This window comes from Streptomyces sp. NPDC048523 (assembly GCF_043199815.1).
Lineage (GTDB): Bacteria > Actinomycetota > Actinomycetes > Streptomycetales > Streptomycetaceae > Streptomyces.
Genome location: NZ_JBICWQ010000016.1, coordinates 16,781 through 34,143, shown reverse-complemented (window position 1 = coordinate 34,143; position 17,363 = coordinate 16,781). Strand labels below are relative to the sequence as shown.

Here is a 17,363-nt window from a genome sequence, read left to right as displayed (position 1 = left end):
TCCCACCGCTTCCTGACATCCCCGAGGGGAAGCATCTTCGCGTCCCACGGAGAGCGGACGGCGGAGCCGGGATCTCCTCCTTGCGGATGACATCAGGCGTTTGTGTCCCGGTGGGCGCGCGCCGCCTTGTCGTGCACCCCTGGTGCAACCGCCCCACGACGTCATTCGTCCCACACAGGCGTGGAGGGCAGGAGCTGGCTGGTGGTGCTGCCGGCCGTGGACGGCAAGCAGTACGTGTACCGGGTGTACGCCCCGGAGGACGCACTGCTCGCCGACCTGTTCTGGGAGGCGTGGCACTGTCACGACGAGAGCGCGTTCCCGCGCGCGTGGGACCTGTTCGAGGCGGCGGTGATACGGCGGGTGGACTGAACGCCCCCTTTGAACATGGCTCCACACTCCACTTCCTGACGGTTCATCAGTATTGAATGTTGGGCTCGCTGCGGCTACTTTCCGCGACACCACAGACCGATACGAAGAGGTGGCCGCATGGCGGAAATCAGCGCGGAGGCACGCATCCCGGCACCCGCGGAGAAGGTCTGGGCCCAGCTCACCGACTGGTCCGCGTACGGCGAGTGGAACGCGACCCACACCAGCTTCCCCAAGGGCGGCCCGACGGTCCTCGAACCGGGCGGGACCTTCCAGGAGAACATGAAGCTGATGGGTTTCCCCGCCGAGGTCGAGTGGACCATCGACCAGGTGGAGCCGGCCCGGCTGTTCGCCATCCGGGGCAAGGGGCCGATGGCGGTGAGCGTGGCCACGCGCTACACCCTGACGCCCGACGGCGACGCCACCACGGTCCGCATCGACGGTGAGTTCACGGGCGCAGCCGTCTCCCTGATGGCGGGCAAGCTGAAGGACTCGGGGACCGCCGCACTGAACGAGTCGCTGCGAAAGCTTGCCGGACTGGTGGTGTGAGCGCCGCACCAACGCACGGGTGAGTGCCGCGCAGGCGCCCGCCGAGCGCACGAAGGCGCCCCGCGGATCGCTCCACGGGGCGCCTTCTGATCGCCGTACGGCTGCCGGCCCCCGTCCGGGGGCTCGTCTCAGCCCTCGTCGGCGAGGATGAGGTACAGCTTCTTGCGGGCCTCGTTGATGACGGCCACCGCCTTCTCGCGCTGTTCCTTGCTGCCGGTCTTCCAGACCTGCCCGAAGGCTTCCATCAGACCGAAGCCGGCCTGCCGGATCTCGCCGAGTGCCTCGAAGTCGATCCCGCGGGAGGCTTCCTCCCAGGGCGCCTCGGGGCCCTCCTCGGCCGCGGTACGGCCCGCCTCGGTGAGCGAGAACAGCTTCTTGCCGCCCTCGGTCGCACTGGCGATCAGCCCCTCGTCCTCCAGCAACTGAAGGGTGGGGTACACCGAGCCGGGGCTGGGCTTCCACGCCCCGCCACTGCGCTCGGCGATCTCCTGGATCATCTCGTAACCGTGCATCGGCCGGTCCTTGAGCAGCGCCAGGATCGAGGCGCGCACGTCTCCGCGCCGCGCCCTCCCCCGGGGTCCGCCCCGCCCCCTCGGCCCCCAGGGCCCGGGGCCGAAGCCCGGCCCTCCGAAGCCGGGGCCACCGGGACCGCCCGGCCCGAAGGGCCCGAAGGCACCTCGCAGGCTCTCGGGACCACCACGGCCCCGACGACCGGCTCCACCATGTCCACGCTCGAATCCGTGGGAACGCATAGCAATCACTCCATCCATCGTTGATCTGTCGCGATGCGTCAACGATATATCGGAACCGATCGCATGACAAGGCCTTGAGTGCAGCGCGCTCACATTCACGGCCGGGCGGAGCAACGCGGCGATGTGATCCGCAGGAGCGTCACGAAGCGCGGCCAGGCCGAGGAGCTGGTGGCCGATGGTCAAGCCCAGCAAATGCGGCGGCACCGACGCTGCCGATCTGCCGACCGAGAACGGCACGGACGTATCGACAGCCCTGGTCGGTGAGCATCGATCGCCTCATCGCCGGCGCGCCCTCGGGATGGCCGCCTCGCTTGAGGCCGAGCAAGGCCGGCAGCTGATCGACGAGCTCGTCGGCATCAGCGGCCGTCAGCGGGGCGGGCAACGCCTGCACGGCTTGGCTGAACCGCTCCCGCTTCGAGCCGAGTACTGCATGACCAGAGCCGGATCGACACTCGCCGCGGTCGCCACGGCGCGAATGGTGGTGCGCTTGAAACCCGTCTCGGCGAACAGCTCCCGGGCGCTGTCGAGGATGCGCCCCTAGGTCGCTCGGCGTCGGCCGGCGCGGGACGCACCCCTCACCCGGCTTCCCCCCGAGCTTCGCGGGGCGTGAGGCCGTGCGCGCCCGCTACCGGGAGCGACTACCTGGACGACTTGGGCGTCGCAAGCGCCAGGACAGGACGCATGCACCCTCTCCCATCAGCCAGGGTGCAGCAGCGACCGAACGAATCGTTGAGACAGGACCTCACCCCAAGGCAGCGCCCAACGCGGTGGCCATCAGGTCGATGGCTTCCCTTCCGGCCGCCACCGGGCCCGTGTGGGTGAAGTAGTGGTCGACACCCTCGAAGACGCGGTGGGTGACCGGGACGCCGGCGGCCTCCAGCGCCTTGGCGTAGGCGTCCCCCTCGTCGCGCAGGCGGTCGTTCTCCGCGGTGATGACCAGGGCGGGGGGAAGTCCGGTGAGATCGTCGGCAAGGGCGGGCGAGGCGTGGGGGTGGGCGCGGTCCGCGGGGTCGGGGACGTAGGCGGCGGTGAAGATCCGCATGAGCCGCGGGCCGAGCAGCGGCTTGGCGATGAGGGACCGTTTGGTGGCCGGGTCGGCGACCTGGTCCAGCAGTGCCGAGTCCAGAATCTGGAGGCGGGGCGTGAAGGTGCCGCGATCCCGGGCCAGCAGGCAGACAGCCGCGGTGAGATTGGCCCCGGCACTGTGTCCGCCCACGGCGAGCCGCGAACCGTCCCAGCCGCCGGCGGCGCCGTTCTCGGCGACCCACGCGGTGACGTCGTAGGCCTGGGTGACGGGTACGGGGTACGGCCGCTGCGGTGCGACCGCGTAGTCGACGTTGATCACGACACAGCCGGCCGTGGCGGCGATGTAGCGGCAGATGTGGTCGTCCTGCTCGGGGCGGGCCACCACGAAGCCGCCGCCGTGGAAGTTGACGTACACCGGGGCGGGGGTCTCGGTGGTGACGGGCGGGCGGTAGACGGTGCACGTCACCGGCCCGGCACCGGTCTGCACCCGGAGCGTCTCGGTACGCGCCGGGATGTCGGTGAAGCGCAGGTCGTCGTGTACGCGGGACATCACACGGCCGAGCAGGAGCTGGATCCCCCTGGCCTGGATTCCGGGGCTGAAAAGCATGACTGAGCACCCATCGCTACAAGTTTAAACAAACAGGATTCCTGATAATGAGTCCTCATCGACGAGAGCGCAATGGGCGGAGCGCCACTCCCCTCGTCGACGCCGGACGGACGGTCGGCGCAGTCTCCGGGAAATCGGTCCAGCGGCCCGCGATTGGCCTTGTCCCGAGCGCAAGATCACGCCGTACCGTCAGCGCATGCGTATCCGAATCGTCGACGCCTTCACCGACCGCCCGTTCGCCGGCAACCCGGCCGGGGTCCTGCTCCTGGACGACGCCTTCCCGGACGACGACCGGCTCCAGAACATCGCCCTGGAGGTGAACCATGCCGAGACGGCCTTCGCCCACCGGCTCCCCGCAGACGCCGGGGCCGACTGGGCGCTGCGGTGGTTCACACCCGCCACCGAGGTGAACATGTGCGGGCACGCGACGCTCGCCACGGCCCACGTCCTGTCCAGCACCGGTGCCCACCGGGGCCCGGTGCGCTTCGCCACCCGCAGCGGGGTCCTCATCGCCACACCCGGCGAGGACGGCTCGATCACCCTGGACTTCCCGACCGCCCCGCTGACCCAGGTCGCACTTCCCGAGGGTGTCGCCGAGGCGCTGGGTGCCGAGCCGCTGACCGCCTTCGACACCGGGCCGAACATCGGTGACCTGCTGCTGGAACTGGCCGACGAGAAGACCGTGCACGCCCTGCGACCCGACCTCAAGGCCCTGGCCGCCTACTCCGAGCGCGGCGTCATCGCCACCGCCCGAGCCGAGAACCCGGACCTGGGCTACGACTTCGTCTCCCGCTGCTTCTTCCCGAACGTCGGCATCGACGAGGACCCGGTCACCGGCAGCGCGCACACGGCCCTGGCGCCCTACTGGTCGCAGCGGCTCGGCCGTACCGATCTCACCGGACTGCAGGCCTCGCCCCGCTCCGGCCGGATCCGCACCGCGCTGCGCGGTGAGCGCACTCTGCTGACGGGCCGCGCGGTCACGGTCATCGAGGGCGAGCTGCTCGTCTGACCAAGGGCTTCACGCCCCAAGGGCTTCACGCCGTGGGCAGCCAGCCCACCTTGCCCGCGAGCAGCGCGTATCCCACGAACGCCCCGATGTCGAGCAGGGAATGCGCCACCACCAGGGGGCCCACCCGGCCCCACCGCCGGTACAGGTACACGAACACCACGCCCATGACCATGTTGCCGATGAAGCCGCCGATGCCCTGGTAGAGGTGGTAGCTGCCGCGCAGTACGGAACTGGCCACCAGGGCGGTGCCCGGGGTCCAGCCCAACTGGTGGAGCCGGCGCAGCAGATAGCCGACGACGATCACCTCTTCCAGGATCGCGTTCTGCATCGCCGAGAGGATCAGCACGGGGTACTTCCACCACACGTCGGGCAGCGCCTCGGGCACCACGGTGAGGTTGAAGCCCAGTCCCCGTGCGGCCAGGTAGAACGCGATTCCGGTGCTGCCGATCATGGCCGCGATCCCGGCCCCGCGGGCGAGGTCGGGCCCGGGCCGGGTCCGGTCGAAGCCGAGGGTCCTCAGGCTCTGTCCCTCGCGCAGCAGGAAGTGCGCGACCAGGAGAACGGGCACCAGGGCCGACGCGATCCCGAAGAGCTGCCAGGCGAGATCCAGCCAGGGGCGGCCGGGCGCGGCCGAGGCGTTGAGGGTCGCCGCCTGGTCCTTGAGACCCCCCGGTTTGGTGACCGATCCGACAAAACTGATCAGCGCGGACACACCGCTCGCACCGAGCGAAAGCCCCAGAACGAGCAGCGTCTCGTCACGGAAGAACTTCCGTGAGAGCGCCCTCTGCGGAAAAGAATCGGCCACTGCCCCTTCCTCCGCCTGCACACCTGCCTCCAGTTGAGTAATCCAGCCTCATGCCCATCGCCGCCCCGCTAGGGTCCTTCGAAAGAAATAACGAAGATCGTGCGCATGGCCGTCGGGGGGACGGACGCCGTACGGGGGCGTACCTCCCTCCTTCCTGCCGTACACGGCTGTGCCGGCACGAGCATCAGGGGAGGGCACCACCGTCATGGGACGTCACAGCTTGCCCGATCAGTATGGGGCGGGCGGCAGCGACCCCCGCCCACGTGCGCGCCGCCGCACGGTGGCCGTCGCGACGGTGCTCGTCCTGACCGTCGCCGGCGGTACGGCCGCCGCCGTCCAGGGCGGTCTGTTCTCCTTCGGCTCCTCCTGCCGGGACGAGGCGGTACGGATCGAGGTCGCCGCCTCCCCCGACGTGGCCCCCGCGCTGCGCGCCGCGGCCGAGCGGGCCGGCGACGAGAACCTCACCTCCGACGGGCGCTGCGTCGACATCTCGGTGACCGCGCGCGAGTCGTACAAGGTCAGGGACACGCTCGCGGCCGGCAAGGACCCCGGTGCGCAGGTGTGGGTGCCGGACTCGGGCGTGTGGCTGGACCAGATCTCCGCGGACGCGGGCGCGACGAAGGTGGCCCGCGTCGGCAACGTGGCCTCCAGTCCGGTCGGGATGGCGATGGTGCCGGCCGCCGCGAAGTCGCTGGGCTGGCCGAAGAAGACGTACGGCTGGCTCGAACTGGCGGGCGCCACCCTGCGGGACGACTCGCTCAAGCTGGGCGCCGCCGACCCCGCGCGCAGCGCGTCCGGGCTGCTCGCCCTGACCCGGCTCAGCAGTGCGGCGGGCCGGGTCGAGGGCGGGGCGACGCAGGCCGCGGCGATGATGAAGTCGCTCTCGCAGCGCATCTCCGACAGCGACGGCCAGCTCGTGGAGACGCTGCCGCGGGACTCCTCGGGCACCGAGCAGGGCAACCCCAAGCGCAACCAGGCGCTGGTCCTGTCCGAGCAGGCGGCCTTCGCGTACAACTCCTCGGCGGAGTCCGGGGACGGTCTGGACTTCTTCTACCCGAAGGACGGTTCCCCGCGGCTGGACTACCCGTACGCGCTCGTCGACCAGACACGGTTGAGCACTGACGAGAGCCGGGCCGCGATCCGCTTCATGACGTATCTGCGCAAGCCGGAGCAAGCGCAACTGCTGACGGACCGGGGATTCAGGACCTCCGGCGACCAGGTGTCGGCCTCACTCGTCGCGAAGGCCGGGGGCAAGGTGCCGCAGCCGTACACGGCGGAGGCCGGTGAGGCCCCCTCCGCGACAGCGCTCCAGGAGGCGCTCGGCACCTGGACGATCACCGTGCAGAGCGCGCGGATCACCACGGTCGTGGACGCGTCCTCCTCCATGTCGGAGGCCGTGCCGGGCACCGGCCGCTCCCGGATGGACGTGACCAAGGCGTCCCTCCTCCAGGCCCTCGCCACCTTCACCCAGGAGGACGAGATCGGCCTGTGGGAGTTCTCCACCAAGCTCGACGGCGACAAGGACTACAAGATCCTCGTGCCGACCGACCGACTCGGCGACAGCACGGCGGCGGGCGGCACCCAACGAGAGCGGCTGTCGGCGGCCTTCGGCGGCCTGGAACCGGTGCCGGGCGGCGCGACGGGGTTGTACGACACCACGCTCGCCGCGTACAAGGAGGCGACCGGCTCGTACGCCGAGGGAAAGTTCAACGCGCTGGTGGTACTGACCGACGGCGTCAATCAGGACCCCGGCAGCATCTCGCGCGGGGCGCTGGTCTCCCAACTGGAGAAACTCTCCAACCCCGCACGCCCGGTCCCGCTCATCGTGATCGCGGTGGGCCCCGACGCCGACCGCGCGGAAGCCGAGCAGCTCGCCGAGGCCACCGGCGGGTCCGGTCAGCAGGTCAACGACCCGGCCCAGATCCACACGGTGATCCTGAAGGCGATCGTGGCCGCGGGTGCCCGGGGCGGCAGCGGCTGACTGCGCCCGCCGCGGCGGCCCTCACCCCAGCGGCACCGGCTCCGGCAGCCCCACCGGCCAGGTGTGCACCGGCTCCCCCTGGCGCATCAGCTCGCCGTACCGCCGCGTCGTGGCCGCCAGCGCCGCGTCCCGCGACAGTCCCGCCTCCAGTGCCCGGTGGAACGTCGCCGCCTGCCAGGACGCCCCGTTGGCCCGGCGCCGGCATCGCTCCTCGATCACCCCGAGATACAGGTCCCGGTCGGCGGGCTCGACGCCCCACGCCGCGAGCCCCGCCTCGGCCAGCGGCAGCAGTTCCTCGCGTACGAGGCTCACCGCGTCGACCTCGACCGTGCCGCCGTGCCGACCGCGCCGGGGCCAGACCATGCGCGCGTCGATGCCGTGCCGGCAGGCGGCGTCGAAGTTGGCCGCGGCCGCCTCGAAGGGCAACCGGGTCCACACCGGCCGCGGCTCCTCGGCGAGGGCGCGAACGAGGCCGTAGTAGAAGGCCGCGTTGGCGACGACGTCGGTGATGGTGGGGCCGGCGGGCAGCACACGGTTCTCGACGCGCAGGTGCGGGACACCGTCGGCGATGTCGTATACGGGCCGGTTCCAGCGGTACACCGTGCCGTTGTGCAGGACGAGTTCGGCGAGCGAGGGCACGCCGCCCTCGTCGAGCACCTTCAGCGGGTCCTCGTCGTCACAGATCGGCAGCAGGGCCGGGAAGTAGCGCAGGTTCTCCTCGAAGAGGTCGTACGCCGAGGAGATCCACCGTTCCCCGAACCAGGTGCGCGGCCGCACGCCCTGAGCCTGGAGCTCCGGCGGGCGGGTGTCCGTGGACTGCTGGAAGAGCGGCGGCCGGGACTCGCTCCACAGCTCACGGCCGAACAGGAAGGGCGAGTTGGCGCCGACGGCTATCTGCACCCCGGCCACCGCCTGCGCGGCGTTCCACACGTCGGCGAAGCGCCCCGGGGTCACCTGGAGGTGCAGCTGCACGGAGGTGCAGGCGGCCTCCGGGGCGATGGACTTCGAGGTGCAGGTGAGGCGTTCCACCCCCTCGATGTCGAGGACGAAGTCCTCACCGCGCGCGGCCACGATCTGGTCGTTGAGCAGGGTGTAGCGGTCGACGTCGGACAGGTTGGAGGAGACGACGTCGTCCCGGTCGAGGGTCGGCAGAATGCCGATCATCACGATTCCGGCGTCGAGCTCGCCCGCTTTACGGTCGGCATATGCCAGCGAAGTACGGAGTTCCTCCGCCAGCCGGTCGAATACCCTGCCGCCCAGCCGGTGTGGGGCTATGTTGACTTCCAGGTTGAACATGGCGAGTTCTGTTTGGAAATCTCGGCTTGCGATGCGTGCGAGGACCTCTCCATTCAGCATTCTCGGCATACCGTCGGTGCCGACCAGATTCAATTCGATCTCCAGCCCCATCAGGTTCTTGGGACCATCGAACCGCTGCTCCGCCAGAAGCCGCTCCAGCCCCGTCAGGCAAGTGCGGAGCTTGTCGCGGTAGCGCTGGCGATCGGACAGGTCGAACTGGCCTGCCACGACCTTCTCCCCCATGGAAGGGTCCTTCCTCGTCGCGTCATGAGTCAGGTGGGATGATGCCCCGCCGGAACGATCGGTAACGTCCCGCCGGGTCCCCGGACCCGTTACCCTGTTGGATGTGACCGGTGGCACATTCACTCGGCATGGGGCCGTCAGCAGTTTCGAGTGCCCCGAAGAACTCGTGAAAAACGCCGACGAGAATTGGCCGACCGCTTCCCGCACCTTCCCCGAGGTCACCGCCGCGAAGCAGCCGCGGTATCGGGATGATTCCCGCGTATCGCCGACCGAATGGCTCCTTGCCCGATACAGCGGAAACGGCTAGCCGAAACACCATCTCAACACATGTCGTATAAACTCCGCGAACAAGGCAGAGGGTTGGCACCCGCGGTCCTGGATCCTGCCGTCGGGTGACGTACGGCAGTCCTCACCCGCACCTGCGTCACCGGACCCCGGCCCCCGCCTCTCTGACCCGTGAGCTGACAGCGTCGTCCGCCCCCGCCCTCGTGCCACCGTGCCTGTCGAATGAGAGGCGACCCACCATGCCGCTGCATGTCCCTCCGGCTCCCGCACCCGCACTTCGCTCCGTCCTCACCGCACTCGCCTCGCCCACCGCGGTCCGCGAGGCCCGGACCCCTTCCCTGTTGCGCGCCCAGGGACCCGTCACACCCGAGCTCCCCCTGCCCGTGCACGTCCTGGACGGCACCGCCACCAGGCTGACCGGGTGGCGTTTCCTGATCCGCTGCGGCGAGCGCTCGGTGGCCGCGGCGGAGACCATGCTCACCCCGGACGGCTGGGCCTTCTCGCACTTCTTCGAGGGCCCCTACATCGCGTCCACCGAGCGCGCGCTGCGTCAGGCGGAGGTGATGCAGCAGTCCTACCAACCGCGCCTGCTGTCCATCCCGGGCCTGTACATGCTCGCGCTGTGGCTGCACGGCGACTGCGCGGCGGACGCCGGCACGGGCCGCCTCGCCGCCACCGACCTGCTCGTCCCGCTGGCGCCGGCCCCGCCCGGCATCGCGGCCCACCGTCCGCACCGGGCCGACGAACTGCTCCCGGTCCTGACCCATCGGGTGACCCCGGCCCCGCTGCTCGGCTCGCCCGCTTGAAACCTCGCCCCGGACGCTCGTACCCCGCCCCGGAATTCCGGGTAGCGGGGTACGACTCTGTACGGGGCGCCATTGCGGCCGTAGAAAATCCGCAAGCATCACTCGGAAAGCATTTGCTCGTACGAGCGCACAATGGCTCGGACGAGCCGAACGCGGGACTCGATCCAGGTGGACTAGCCCTTTCCGGCCCCCTCCAACCATCCGAAGGGACAGTGTGGTTGAGATGAACCGTCCGGCTGGGTGATGCGTCTCCAACCTGTGAAGAAGTGGTGATGCGAAATACCTGCGGATTGGCGCCCGTAGGGCAACACTGGGTTCAGACTGAGTAATCACGACGGGGGACGTCATGACCACAACACAGCGAAAGATCCCACCAATGTGCCAGCACCAGTCACCGTGTCCGACAGCCGACTCCGCCGACCGGGAATCCGCCCGCCTCGTGGCGCACCACCCGGAGCAGGGCTGGAGCCTGTTGTGCAACGGCGTTCTGCTCTTCGAGGACACCGGTGAGCTCCTGCCCGACGGTCGGGTCATCGCCCCGCACCGCCCGCTCGCGGGGGCCACGGCCGCCTGAGCACGCCCGGGCGGGCCGCGTACCGTCCGGAGACCTTGAGGGGCCGGCTCGCAGCACCGTCTGCGCACCGGCCCCGACGCATGTTCCTCGGCGATCACTCGCTGTGACGCCTTGTGTATGGGGCCACTTTTCCGGAAGACTCCTGGAAGTTTCGAGCTCGACGCTTTCGAGGCTCCGACGCGGAGGTGGGCAAGTGACAGCAGGCGAGGCCGGCGCCGAGCCCCGGGCCAGAGTCACCATCACGGAGATCGCCCGGCAGGCCGGAGTCTCGGTGCCGACGGTGTCCCGGGTGGTCAACGGCCGGTCGGACGTGTCCCCGCACACCCGCGCCCGGATCGAGGAACTGCTCCAGCGCTACGGCTACCGGAAGCGTCCCCCGGCCCCCGGCGCCCGTGTCGCCCTGCTCGACCTGGTCTTCAACGACCTCGACAGCCCCTGGGCCGTGGAGATCATCCGCGGGGTCGAGGAGGTCGCCCACGCGGAGGGCGTCGGCACGGTGGTCTCCGCGATCCACGGCCGCTCGGGCGACGCCCGCGAGTGGATGCGCAACCTGCGCGCCCGCGCCTCCGGCGGGGTCATCCTGGTCACCTCGGCGCTGGACACGGTCCTCCATGACGAACTGCGCGCGCTCGGCGTCCCGTTGGTGGTCGTCGACCCGGCCGGCTCACCCGCGCTGGACGCCCCGACCATCGGCGCCGCCAACTGGTCGGGAGGGCTCGCGGCCACCGAACACCTGCTGTCGCTGGGCCACCGCAGGATCGGCCTGATCGCAGGACCGCCGAGGCTGCTGTGCTCCCGGGCCCGCCTCGACGGCTACCGCGCGGCCCTCGAAGGCGCCGGGCTCACCCTCGACGAGGCGCTGGTCGTGCCGGGCGACTTCCACCCGGAGTCCGGTTTCGCGGGGTGCGAGAAGCTCCTCGACCTGCCCGACCCGCCGACCGCCGTGTTCGCGGCCAGCGACCAGATGGCCCTCGGCGCGATCGAGGCGCTGAGGAGGCGGGGTCTGCGGGTGCCGGAGGACATGAGCGTGGTGGGTTTCGACGACCTTCCGGAAGTCCGCTGGTCGGCACCCCCGCTGACGACCGTGCGCCAACCTCTCGCCGACATGGGCAAGCTGGCCGCCCGCACAGTCCTCGAACTGGCCCGCGCCGAACACCCCCACTCACCCCGCGTGGAACTGGGCACCGAGCTGGTGATCCGCTCCAGCACGGCCCCACCGGCCACGGCCTGACATGCCGGCAGAGTCCCCGAACCGGCCCGCGAGGTACTCCTGGGACTCATCGTGCGCGAGACCGGAGCGAACTGGCGGTGGGGTCGCACGGCGTTGGAACCCGGGACCGGGCCGGCAGCGCGGACGCGCCTCTGATGGTGCGGTCGAACACGACACCACCGGCCACTGCCCAACGGCCCAGGGTGATGCCCCCCCGACACCGCCACACCCACCCGCGCGAAGCGGCCCCGCCGACGACGGTCCATCACACACCGGGCAGCTGAAGCGGTACCCGACCGATCCGCCAAGCCATCCAGAGGGCGAGCCCAATACGGCGGCCGGCTCCCGCCGAGTGGGTGCGGACGGCCGACCTCGCCCGGCCTGACCGGACCAGGCGAGAACGCTCGGCCCCCACCGACCTGGGCCGGACAGGTATTTCTGGCGCGGCCTTTCCGGGCCAGGCCAGAACGATCGGCTCCCTCCGAGCCGCGGCAGCGGGCACTTCCGGCGCAGCCCGACCGGACCAGACGGATCGGCCCCCGCCGACTTGGGACGGGCAGGCTTTTCTGGCGCGGCCTTTCCCGGCCAGGCCAGAACGATCGGCTCCCCCGGAGCCGCCACAGGCAGACACTTGCCGCGCAGCCCGACCGGCCCGAGCCAGAATGCACGTCTCCCGCCGCCGGAAGCCAGCGGACGGTTCCCACTCCGCCTGACCGGGACAGGGCAAAACGCCCCCTCCCGCCCAAGCGGCGCGAGCGTCCGGCTCTTACCCAACCCGATCAGGCCGAGCCAGAACGATTGCCGACCGAGGGGAGCTGCGAACGAACGACTCCCCCGCAACCCACCCGGACCGAGCCCAGAACCCGTGCGGAGGGCATCGCCACGCACCGGCTCGCCCGGCACCCAGGCACTCCCCCATCCAGCGAACCCCGCCCGGCCGGCTGGGCGCAGCCCGGGTCCCTGCGCTCCTCCTCGGACCGTCAGTCCGAGTCGGCGGCGGCGCCCCGGCAGGACAGCGGAGACGCCGCAGCCACCCGCCCCCTACTTCAGCGCCGCCCGGATCGCGTAGTACGCCGGCTTCGGCTGGAACTGCTCGTCCCAGGGCAGCGCGGCGCCCTCGCCGTCGAAGAACGCCGGGATCCAGGAATACTTGTCGGTGTAGTCCCAGATGGTGATGCCGACGCACCGTCGCACCGCGAGGCACGCGTCGGTCACGTCGGCGTACCAGTCGGCCTGTTGGGCCAGCTTCTCCTCGGTCGCGGGCAGGATCATCCGGATGTCGACCTCGGTGAGCGCGGTGTCGAGGCCCAGCTTGGAGAAGCGGCGCAGGTTGTCCTCCAGCGTGGTCGGATAGCCATACTGGAGCGCCAGATGGGCCTGGAGGCCGATGCCGTCGAGCGGGACGCCCTGCGCCTTCAGCTGCTTGGCCAGGTTGTAGTAGGCGTCGCTCTTCGGGCCCACGCCCTCGATGTTGTAGTCGTTGAGGTAGAGCTTGACCTTGGGGTCGGCCTGGCGGGCCCAGCGCAGGGCGTCGGCGATGTAACCGGGGCCGAGGGTCTTGTAGAAGACGCTCTCCCGGTAGGTGCCGTCCTCGTTGAAGGCCTCGTTGACGACGTCCCAGGCGAACACCTTGCCCCGGTAGTGCCGTACCTCGGTCTGGATGTGCTTCTTCAGTACGGGCCTCAGCTCGGCCGCCGTCCACTCCCGCGAGGTGATCCAGTCGGGCAGCTGGCTGTGCCAGACGAGGGTGTGGCCGCGCACCTTCTGGTGGTGCGCGCGGGCGAGGTTGACGATCTCGTCGCCCGCGGTCCAGTCGAAGACGCCCTGCTGGGGTTCGGTGGCGTACCACTTCATGCCGTTGCCGGGCGTGATCTGGTCGAACTCGCTGCCGAGGATCTTCTTGTACGGCTCGTCGACGAGCTCGGGGTTGTCGGTGGCACTGCCGAAGTAGCGGCCGTGACGCTGGGCGAGGTCGGCGAGGGTCTGCGGCTTGCCGTGGGCCTGGGCGGCGGGCCCGGTGGCGATGCCCGCGGCGACCAGGACGGCCGCGAGGGCTCCGGCGAGTCTGAGACGGTTCTTGCGCATGTGGTGCGACTCCTCACGTGCGGGTGGGTGTGAGCCGTACTGTCGAGGGCGCCGGGGTCATCCCTTCGTCGCGCCCGCGGTGAGGCCGCCGACGAGCTGGCGCTCGGCGACCGAGTAGAAGGCGAGGGCGGGAACCATCGCCAGGACGAGATAGGCGAAGACACGGGCGTACTCCGCGGAGTACTGGCCCTGGAACTGCTGCACGCCGATGGGCAGCGTCCACCAGGTGTTGTCGGTGAACACCAGCAGCGGCAGCATGAAGTTGTTCCAGCTGGTGACGACGGCGAGCACCGAGACCGTGCCGAGCGCGGGCCGTGCCATGGGCAGCAGCACCCGCCAGAAGAAGCCGAAGGGGCTGCACCCGTCGAGGGTGGCCGCCTCCTCCAGCTCACCGGGGATCTCCCGGAAGAAGGCCCGCAGGATGATGATCGTCATCGGCAGTCCGAAGGCGGCCTGCGGAAGGATCACGCCCAGTGGGTTGTCCAGCAGACCGAGTGAGCGCAGGAGCAGGAACAGCGGGAGCACCGCCACCGCGAAGGGGAACATCAGCCCCATCGTGAAGAGCGTGAACAGCGCCTCCCGGCCGCGGAAGGCGAACCGCGCGAAGGAGAACGCGGCCAGCGCGGACGCGGCGACCACCAGCACGGTCGTACCGACCGCGATCAGGGTGCTGCTGCCGAGCAGCCGCCAGAAGTCCGAGCCGGCGAGAATGTCGGTGTAATTGCCGGTCCGCCAGTGCTTCGGCAGTCCGAAGGGGTTGCTGGAGAGCTCGTCGGTGGACTTGAACCCAGAGAGGACCGCGTACACGAGGGGTACGACCATCACCGCGCCGACGGCGATGAGGACCAGGTGCAGGGGCAGGGTCCGAGCGGTGCTGTTGCGGGCGGTCATCGGCCGTCCCCCCTCATCGTCGTGGTGGCCCCTTCGAGGTCGCGGCGGAGCACGAACCGCTGGTAGGCGAGGGCGAAGACGAGGCAGATGCCGAACATGACCACGCTGATCGCGCTCGCGTAGCCGACCTGGTAGCGCTTGAAGCCGTACTGGAACATGGTCACGGCCATGGTCTCGGAGTGGTGGTCGGGGCCGCCCTGGGTGACCACCCACACCAGGTCGAAGAGCTGGATGGAACCGATGACGGACAGGAAGACGCTGATCCGCAGGGTGGGCGCGAGGAGCGGCAGGGTGACGTTGCGGAAACGCTGCCAGGGACTGGCGCCGTCGATGAGGGCCGCCTCGGTCAACTCCCTTGGGATGGACTGGAGTCCGGCCAGGTAGAGCATCATGTGGAAGCCGAAGTACTTCCACATCATGACCAGGAAGAGCGTCGCCATGACGTAGGAGGGATCGGCGAACCACAGCCCGCCCAAGCCGTCCAGGCCGACCGCGCCGAAGATGTGGTCGGCGAGACCGGAGTCCGGGGCGAAGACCATGCTGAACAGCACGCCGGTGATCGCCTCGGACAGGACGTAGGGGGCGAAGAACAGCATCCGGTAGACGGCTCTGCCGCGCAGCTTCTGGTTGAGCAGGACCGCCATGGCGAGCGCGAACGGCAGCTGGAACGCGAGGGACAGCACGACCAGGACCAGGCAGCGCCACAGGTCGCCCAGGAAGACCGGGTTGTCGAAGAGATCCGTGAAGTTGTCCATGCCGACGTAGTCGGAGGGCATGCCGAAGCCGCCCCAGCGGAAGAACGCGGCGTACAGCGCGAACAGCATCGGCAGCAGGACCATGCCGATGAACAGGACCAGCGCGGGCAGTTGGAAGCCGACCGCGGTGAGCCAGTGCAGTACGCGCCGACGGCCCCGCCCCCGGGCCCTGACCGATTCCGGGGGCGGGAGTTCGGTGCCCGGACCGCTCCGCTTGTCTGCGAGGAACGTGGAGGTCATCTCGGGCTACTGCTCTTCCTTCGCCGTCTGCGTGATCGACTGGGCGACCTGTTCCGGGGACTTGGAGCCGGCGATCAGCGCGGCCACGCTGTCGTTGACCTCCTGGCCCACGGCGGGCGCGTACGCCTGGTCGAGATAGAGCTGGAAGCCGGTGGCGGCCTTCAACTGGGCCTGCACGAGCTTGAGGTTGGGGTCGGTCATGGCCTTCTCCGCGTTCGGGAGCACGGGAAGGACGCTGGTCTTCTTGACCAGTTCCAGCTCGGTCGCCTCGGAGGCGAAGAACTTCAGGAAGTCGACCGCCGCCTGCGGGGCACCCCGGCGCAGGGCGTGTCCGCCGCCGCCGCCGAACACCTCGGTGATGGCGCCCTTGCCGCCCTCGACCGCGGGGAAGGGGAAGAAGCCCAGGTCGTTACCGAGCCCCTTGCCCGAGTCGGCCTCCACGGACGGGGCCCACTGGCCCATGAGTTCCATGGCCGCCTTGCCGTTGCCGACGGCCGCCGCCTGGCCGGTGGGCGTGGAGTAGGCGGCGTTGAGGAAGCCCTTCTGGAAGGGCTGGAGGGCGACGAGTTCCTTGAGGTGCCGGCCGGCCTCGACGAACCCGGCGCCGGTGAAGTCCTTGTCCTCGCTGGCCTTCTGGAGGGCGTCGATACCGGCGGTGCGCATCGCGAGGTAGGCCCAGTAGTACATGCCGGGCCACTTCTCCTTGCCGGCCAGGGCGATGGGCGTGATGTTCTTCGCCTTCAGCTTGCTCACGGCCTCCAGGAAGCCGCCCCAGGTGGTGGGGGGCTCGCTGACACCGGCCTGCTGGAAGAGCTTCTTGTTGTACCAGAAGCCGATCATGCCCATGTCGAAAGGAATGCCGTAGACCTTGTCGTCGAGGATGTACGGCTCCTTGGTGACCTTCAGCAGACCGTCGGCCCACGGCTTGGTCCGGTCGGTCAGGTCCTCGACGAGCCCCGCGTCGACCTGCTGCTTCAGGACGCCGCCGCCCCAGGTGTGGAAGATGTCGGGGAGCTTCCCGGAGGCGGTCAGCGCCGTCATCTTCGACTTGTAGGCGTCGTTCTCCAGCTGAACGATCTTTATCTTGACCTTGGGGTTCGCAGCCTCGAACTTCTTGGCGAGGGCCGCCCAGACACTCTTCGACGGCTCGGTGGTGGAGATGTTCCACCACTCCACCGTGGTCGTCCCGTCGGACGATCCTCCGTCCGAGTCGCCGCCACAGCCGGTCAGTGTCGTCATGCCCAGACCGGCCGCGGCGGACGCCGCCAGAAAGCCACGGCGGGACAGTGCCGGGTCGCCCATGATGCGCTCCTTGAGTACGGGACGGAGCCGTCCTTGTCCGTCCTGCGGTCCGAAAGTTTCGGAATAGATCCAGAAAGCTTCGCTGCTGCCGCACCCTAGAGACAGCTACGGAACGGTGGCAACCCCCTGTGCGGGGGGAATGTTCGCGGATCGAGTCGCCAACTCACCCCCGGACGGGCTTGCTTCGGAGAACAGGACCGCTTGCCGTACGAACACTTGCCGTGCGGGCGCCGATCCGCGGCGCTTCACGGGACTCCCTCCGGCGCCGGGACATCCGGGCGCGGGCACCCCGCGACGACCACGCACCGAGCCCGTGACAAGGACCGGATCGGCCCGCAGCACACCCGGCCGGGGGTAACCTCCGATGGCCGGGGCGCCGCACATCTGACGCCATCCGACCCGCCCAAACAGCCGAAACATTCGGTAGCACGGGCGAACATTACGAAGCCCTCCGCGCGAAGATTCCCCACGGACGGCATCACCTGGGCCCAGAACTCTTGCACCGGCTAGGGGCCGGGGTGACCGGCAGTGACGTCCCCGTCCGTGCGCGGCGGCGTCGCCGTCCGTGCGCGCCGACGTCG

At 69.8% G+C, this 17,363-nt stretch carries 16 protein-coding genes; 7 read left to right on the top strand and 9 right to left on the bottom strand.

The window, feature by feature from the left end; translation table 11 throughout:
* Window positions 1–180: 180 nt before the first annotated feature.
* Entirely contained in the window at window positions 181–369 is a 189-nt protein-coding gene (locus ACGFWE_RS41580) for a hypothetical protein (RefSeq protein ID WP_352392112.1), read from the top strand.
* Between the two features lie 117 nt (window positions 370–486).
* Entirely contained in the window at window positions 487–915 is a 429-nt protein-coding gene (locus tag ACGFWE_RS41575; protein WP_352392084.1) for an SRPBCC family protein, read from the top strand.
* 128 nt (window positions 916–1,043) lie between these two features.
* Here ACGFWE_RS41575 and ACGFWE_RS41570 read toward each other — a convergent pair whose 3' ends face one another.
* From ACGFWE_RS41570 to ACGFWE_RS41560, 3 genes are all read right to left on the bottom strand, one after another.
* Window positions 1,044–1,667 (bottom strand): PadR family transcriptional regulator, encoded by a 624-nt coding sequence (locus ACGFWE_RS41570; RefSeq protein ID WP_352392085.1) that lies wholly within the window; start codon window positions 1,665–1,667, stop codon window positions 1,044–1,046.
* A gap of 366 nt (window positions 1,668–2,033) precedes the next feature.
* Window positions 2,034–2,177: a hypothetical protein gene (locus ACGFWE_RS41565; protein ID WP_393605777.1), complete on the bottom strand. Its 144-nt coding sequence runs from the start codon at window positions 2,175–2,177 to the stop codon at window positions 2,034–2,036.
* Between the two features lie 232 nt (window positions 2,178–2,409).
* Window positions 2,410–3,300 (bottom strand): alpha/beta hydrolase, encoded by an 891-nt coding sequence (locus ACGFWE_RS41560; protein ID WP_393605700.1) that lies wholly within the window; start codon window positions 3,298–3,300, stop codon window positions 2,410–2,412.
* Window positions 3,301–3,496: 196 nt separating this feature from the next.
* Here ACGFWE_RS41560 and ACGFWE_RS41555 point away from each other — a divergent pair, with 196 nt between their 5' ends.
* Entirely contained in the window at window positions 3,497–4,309 is an 813-nt protein-coding gene (locus ACGFWE_RS41555; RefSeq protein WP_393605698.1) for a PhzF family phenazine biosynthesis protein, read from the top strand.
* A 25-nt stretch (window positions 4,310–4,334) separates the two neighbouring features.
* Here the strand turns inward: ACGFWE_RS41555 and ACGFWE_RS41550 are convergent, their stop codons facing one another.
* On the bottom strand, window positions 4,335–5,135 hold the full coding sequence (locus tag ACGFWE_RS41550) for a CPBP family intramembrane glutamic endopeptidase (RefSeq protein ID WP_393605696.1): 801 nt from the start codon (window positions 5,133–5,135) through the stop codon (window positions 4,335–4,337).
* Window positions 5,136–5,319: 184 nt separating this feature from the next.
* Here ACGFWE_RS41550 and ACGFWE_RS41545 point away from each other — a divergent pair, with 184 nt between their 5' ends.
* Window positions 5,320–7,095: a substrate-binding and VWA domain-containing protein gene (locus ACGFWE_RS41545; protein ID WP_393605694.1), complete on the top strand. Its 1,776-nt coding sequence runs from the start codon at window positions 5,320–5,322 to the stop codon at window positions 7,093–7,095.
* 21 nt (window positions 7,096–7,116) lie between these two features.
* On the opposite strand, the gene ACGFWE_RS41540 is transcribed toward ACGFWE_RS41545, so the two are convergent.
* Window positions 7,117–8,634, bottom strand: coding sequence for a glutamate-cysteine ligase family protein (locus ACGFWE_RS41540; protein WP_393605692.1), 1,518 nt, complete (start codon window positions 8,632–8,634; stop codon window positions 7,117–7,119).
* A gap of 524 nt (window positions 8,635–9,158) precedes the next feature.
* Between ACGFWE_RS41540 and ACGFWE_RS41535 the strand changes: the two genes are divergently transcribed.
* The 3 genes from ACGFWE_RS41535 to ACGFWE_RS41525 all read left to right on the top strand — a co-directional run bounded on the left by ACGFWE_RS41535 (window position 9,159) and on the right by ACGFWE_RS41525 (window position 11,530).
* Window positions 9,159–9,725: a hypothetical protein gene (locus tag ACGFWE_RS41535; protein ID WP_352392091.1), complete on the top strand. Its 567-nt coding sequence runs from the start codon at window positions 9,159–9,161 to the stop codon at window positions 9,723–9,725.
* Window positions 9,726–10,101: 376 nt separating this feature from the next.
* Entirely contained in the window at window positions 10,102–10,299 is a 198-nt protein-coding gene (locus tag ACGFWE_RS41530; protein ID WP_352392092.1) for a DUF5999 family protein, read from the top strand.
* 193 nt (window positions 10,300–10,492) lie between these two features.
* A complete protein-coding gene (locus ACGFWE_RS41525; protein ID WP_352392093.1) occupies window positions 10,493–11,530 on the top strand; it encodes a LacI family DNA-binding transcriptional regulator in 1,038 nt (345 codons plus the stop codon).
* 1,020 nt (window positions 11,531–12,550) lie between these two features.
* Here ACGFWE_RS41525 and ACGFWE_RS41520 read toward each other — a convergent pair.
* Genes ACGFWE_RS41520 through ACGFWE_RS41505 form a run of 4 tightly spaced genes read right to left on the bottom strand, consistent with a single transcriptional unit; the run spans window position 12,551 to window position 16,782 of the window.
* Window positions 12,551–13,594, bottom strand: coding sequence for an endo-1,4-beta-xylanase (locus ACGFWE_RS41520; protein WP_393605690.1), 1,044 nt, complete (start codon window positions 13,592–13,594; stop codon window positions 12,551–12,553).
* A 57-nt stretch (window positions 13,595–13,651) separates the two neighbouring features.
* A complete protein-coding gene (locus ACGFWE_RS41515; protein ID WP_393605688.1) occupies window positions 13,652–14,485 on the bottom strand; it encodes a carbohydrate ABC transporter permease in 834 nt (277 codons plus the stop codon).
* Entirely contained in the window at window positions 14,482–15,480 is a 999-nt protein-coding gene (locus ACGFWE_RS41510; protein WP_352392096.1) for a sugar ABC transporter permease, read from the bottom strand. The genes ACGFWE_RS41515 and ACGFWE_RS41510 overlap by 4 nt, the downstream gene beginning before the upstream one ends.
* 6 nt (window positions 15,481–15,486) lie before the next feature.
* Window positions 15,487–16,782: an extracellular solute-binding protein gene (locus tag ACGFWE_RS41505; RefSeq protein WP_352392097.1), complete on the bottom strand. Its 1,296-nt coding sequence runs from the start codon at window positions 16,780–16,782 to the stop codon at window positions 15,487–15,489.
* Window positions 16,783–17,363: the final 581 nt, after the last annotated feature.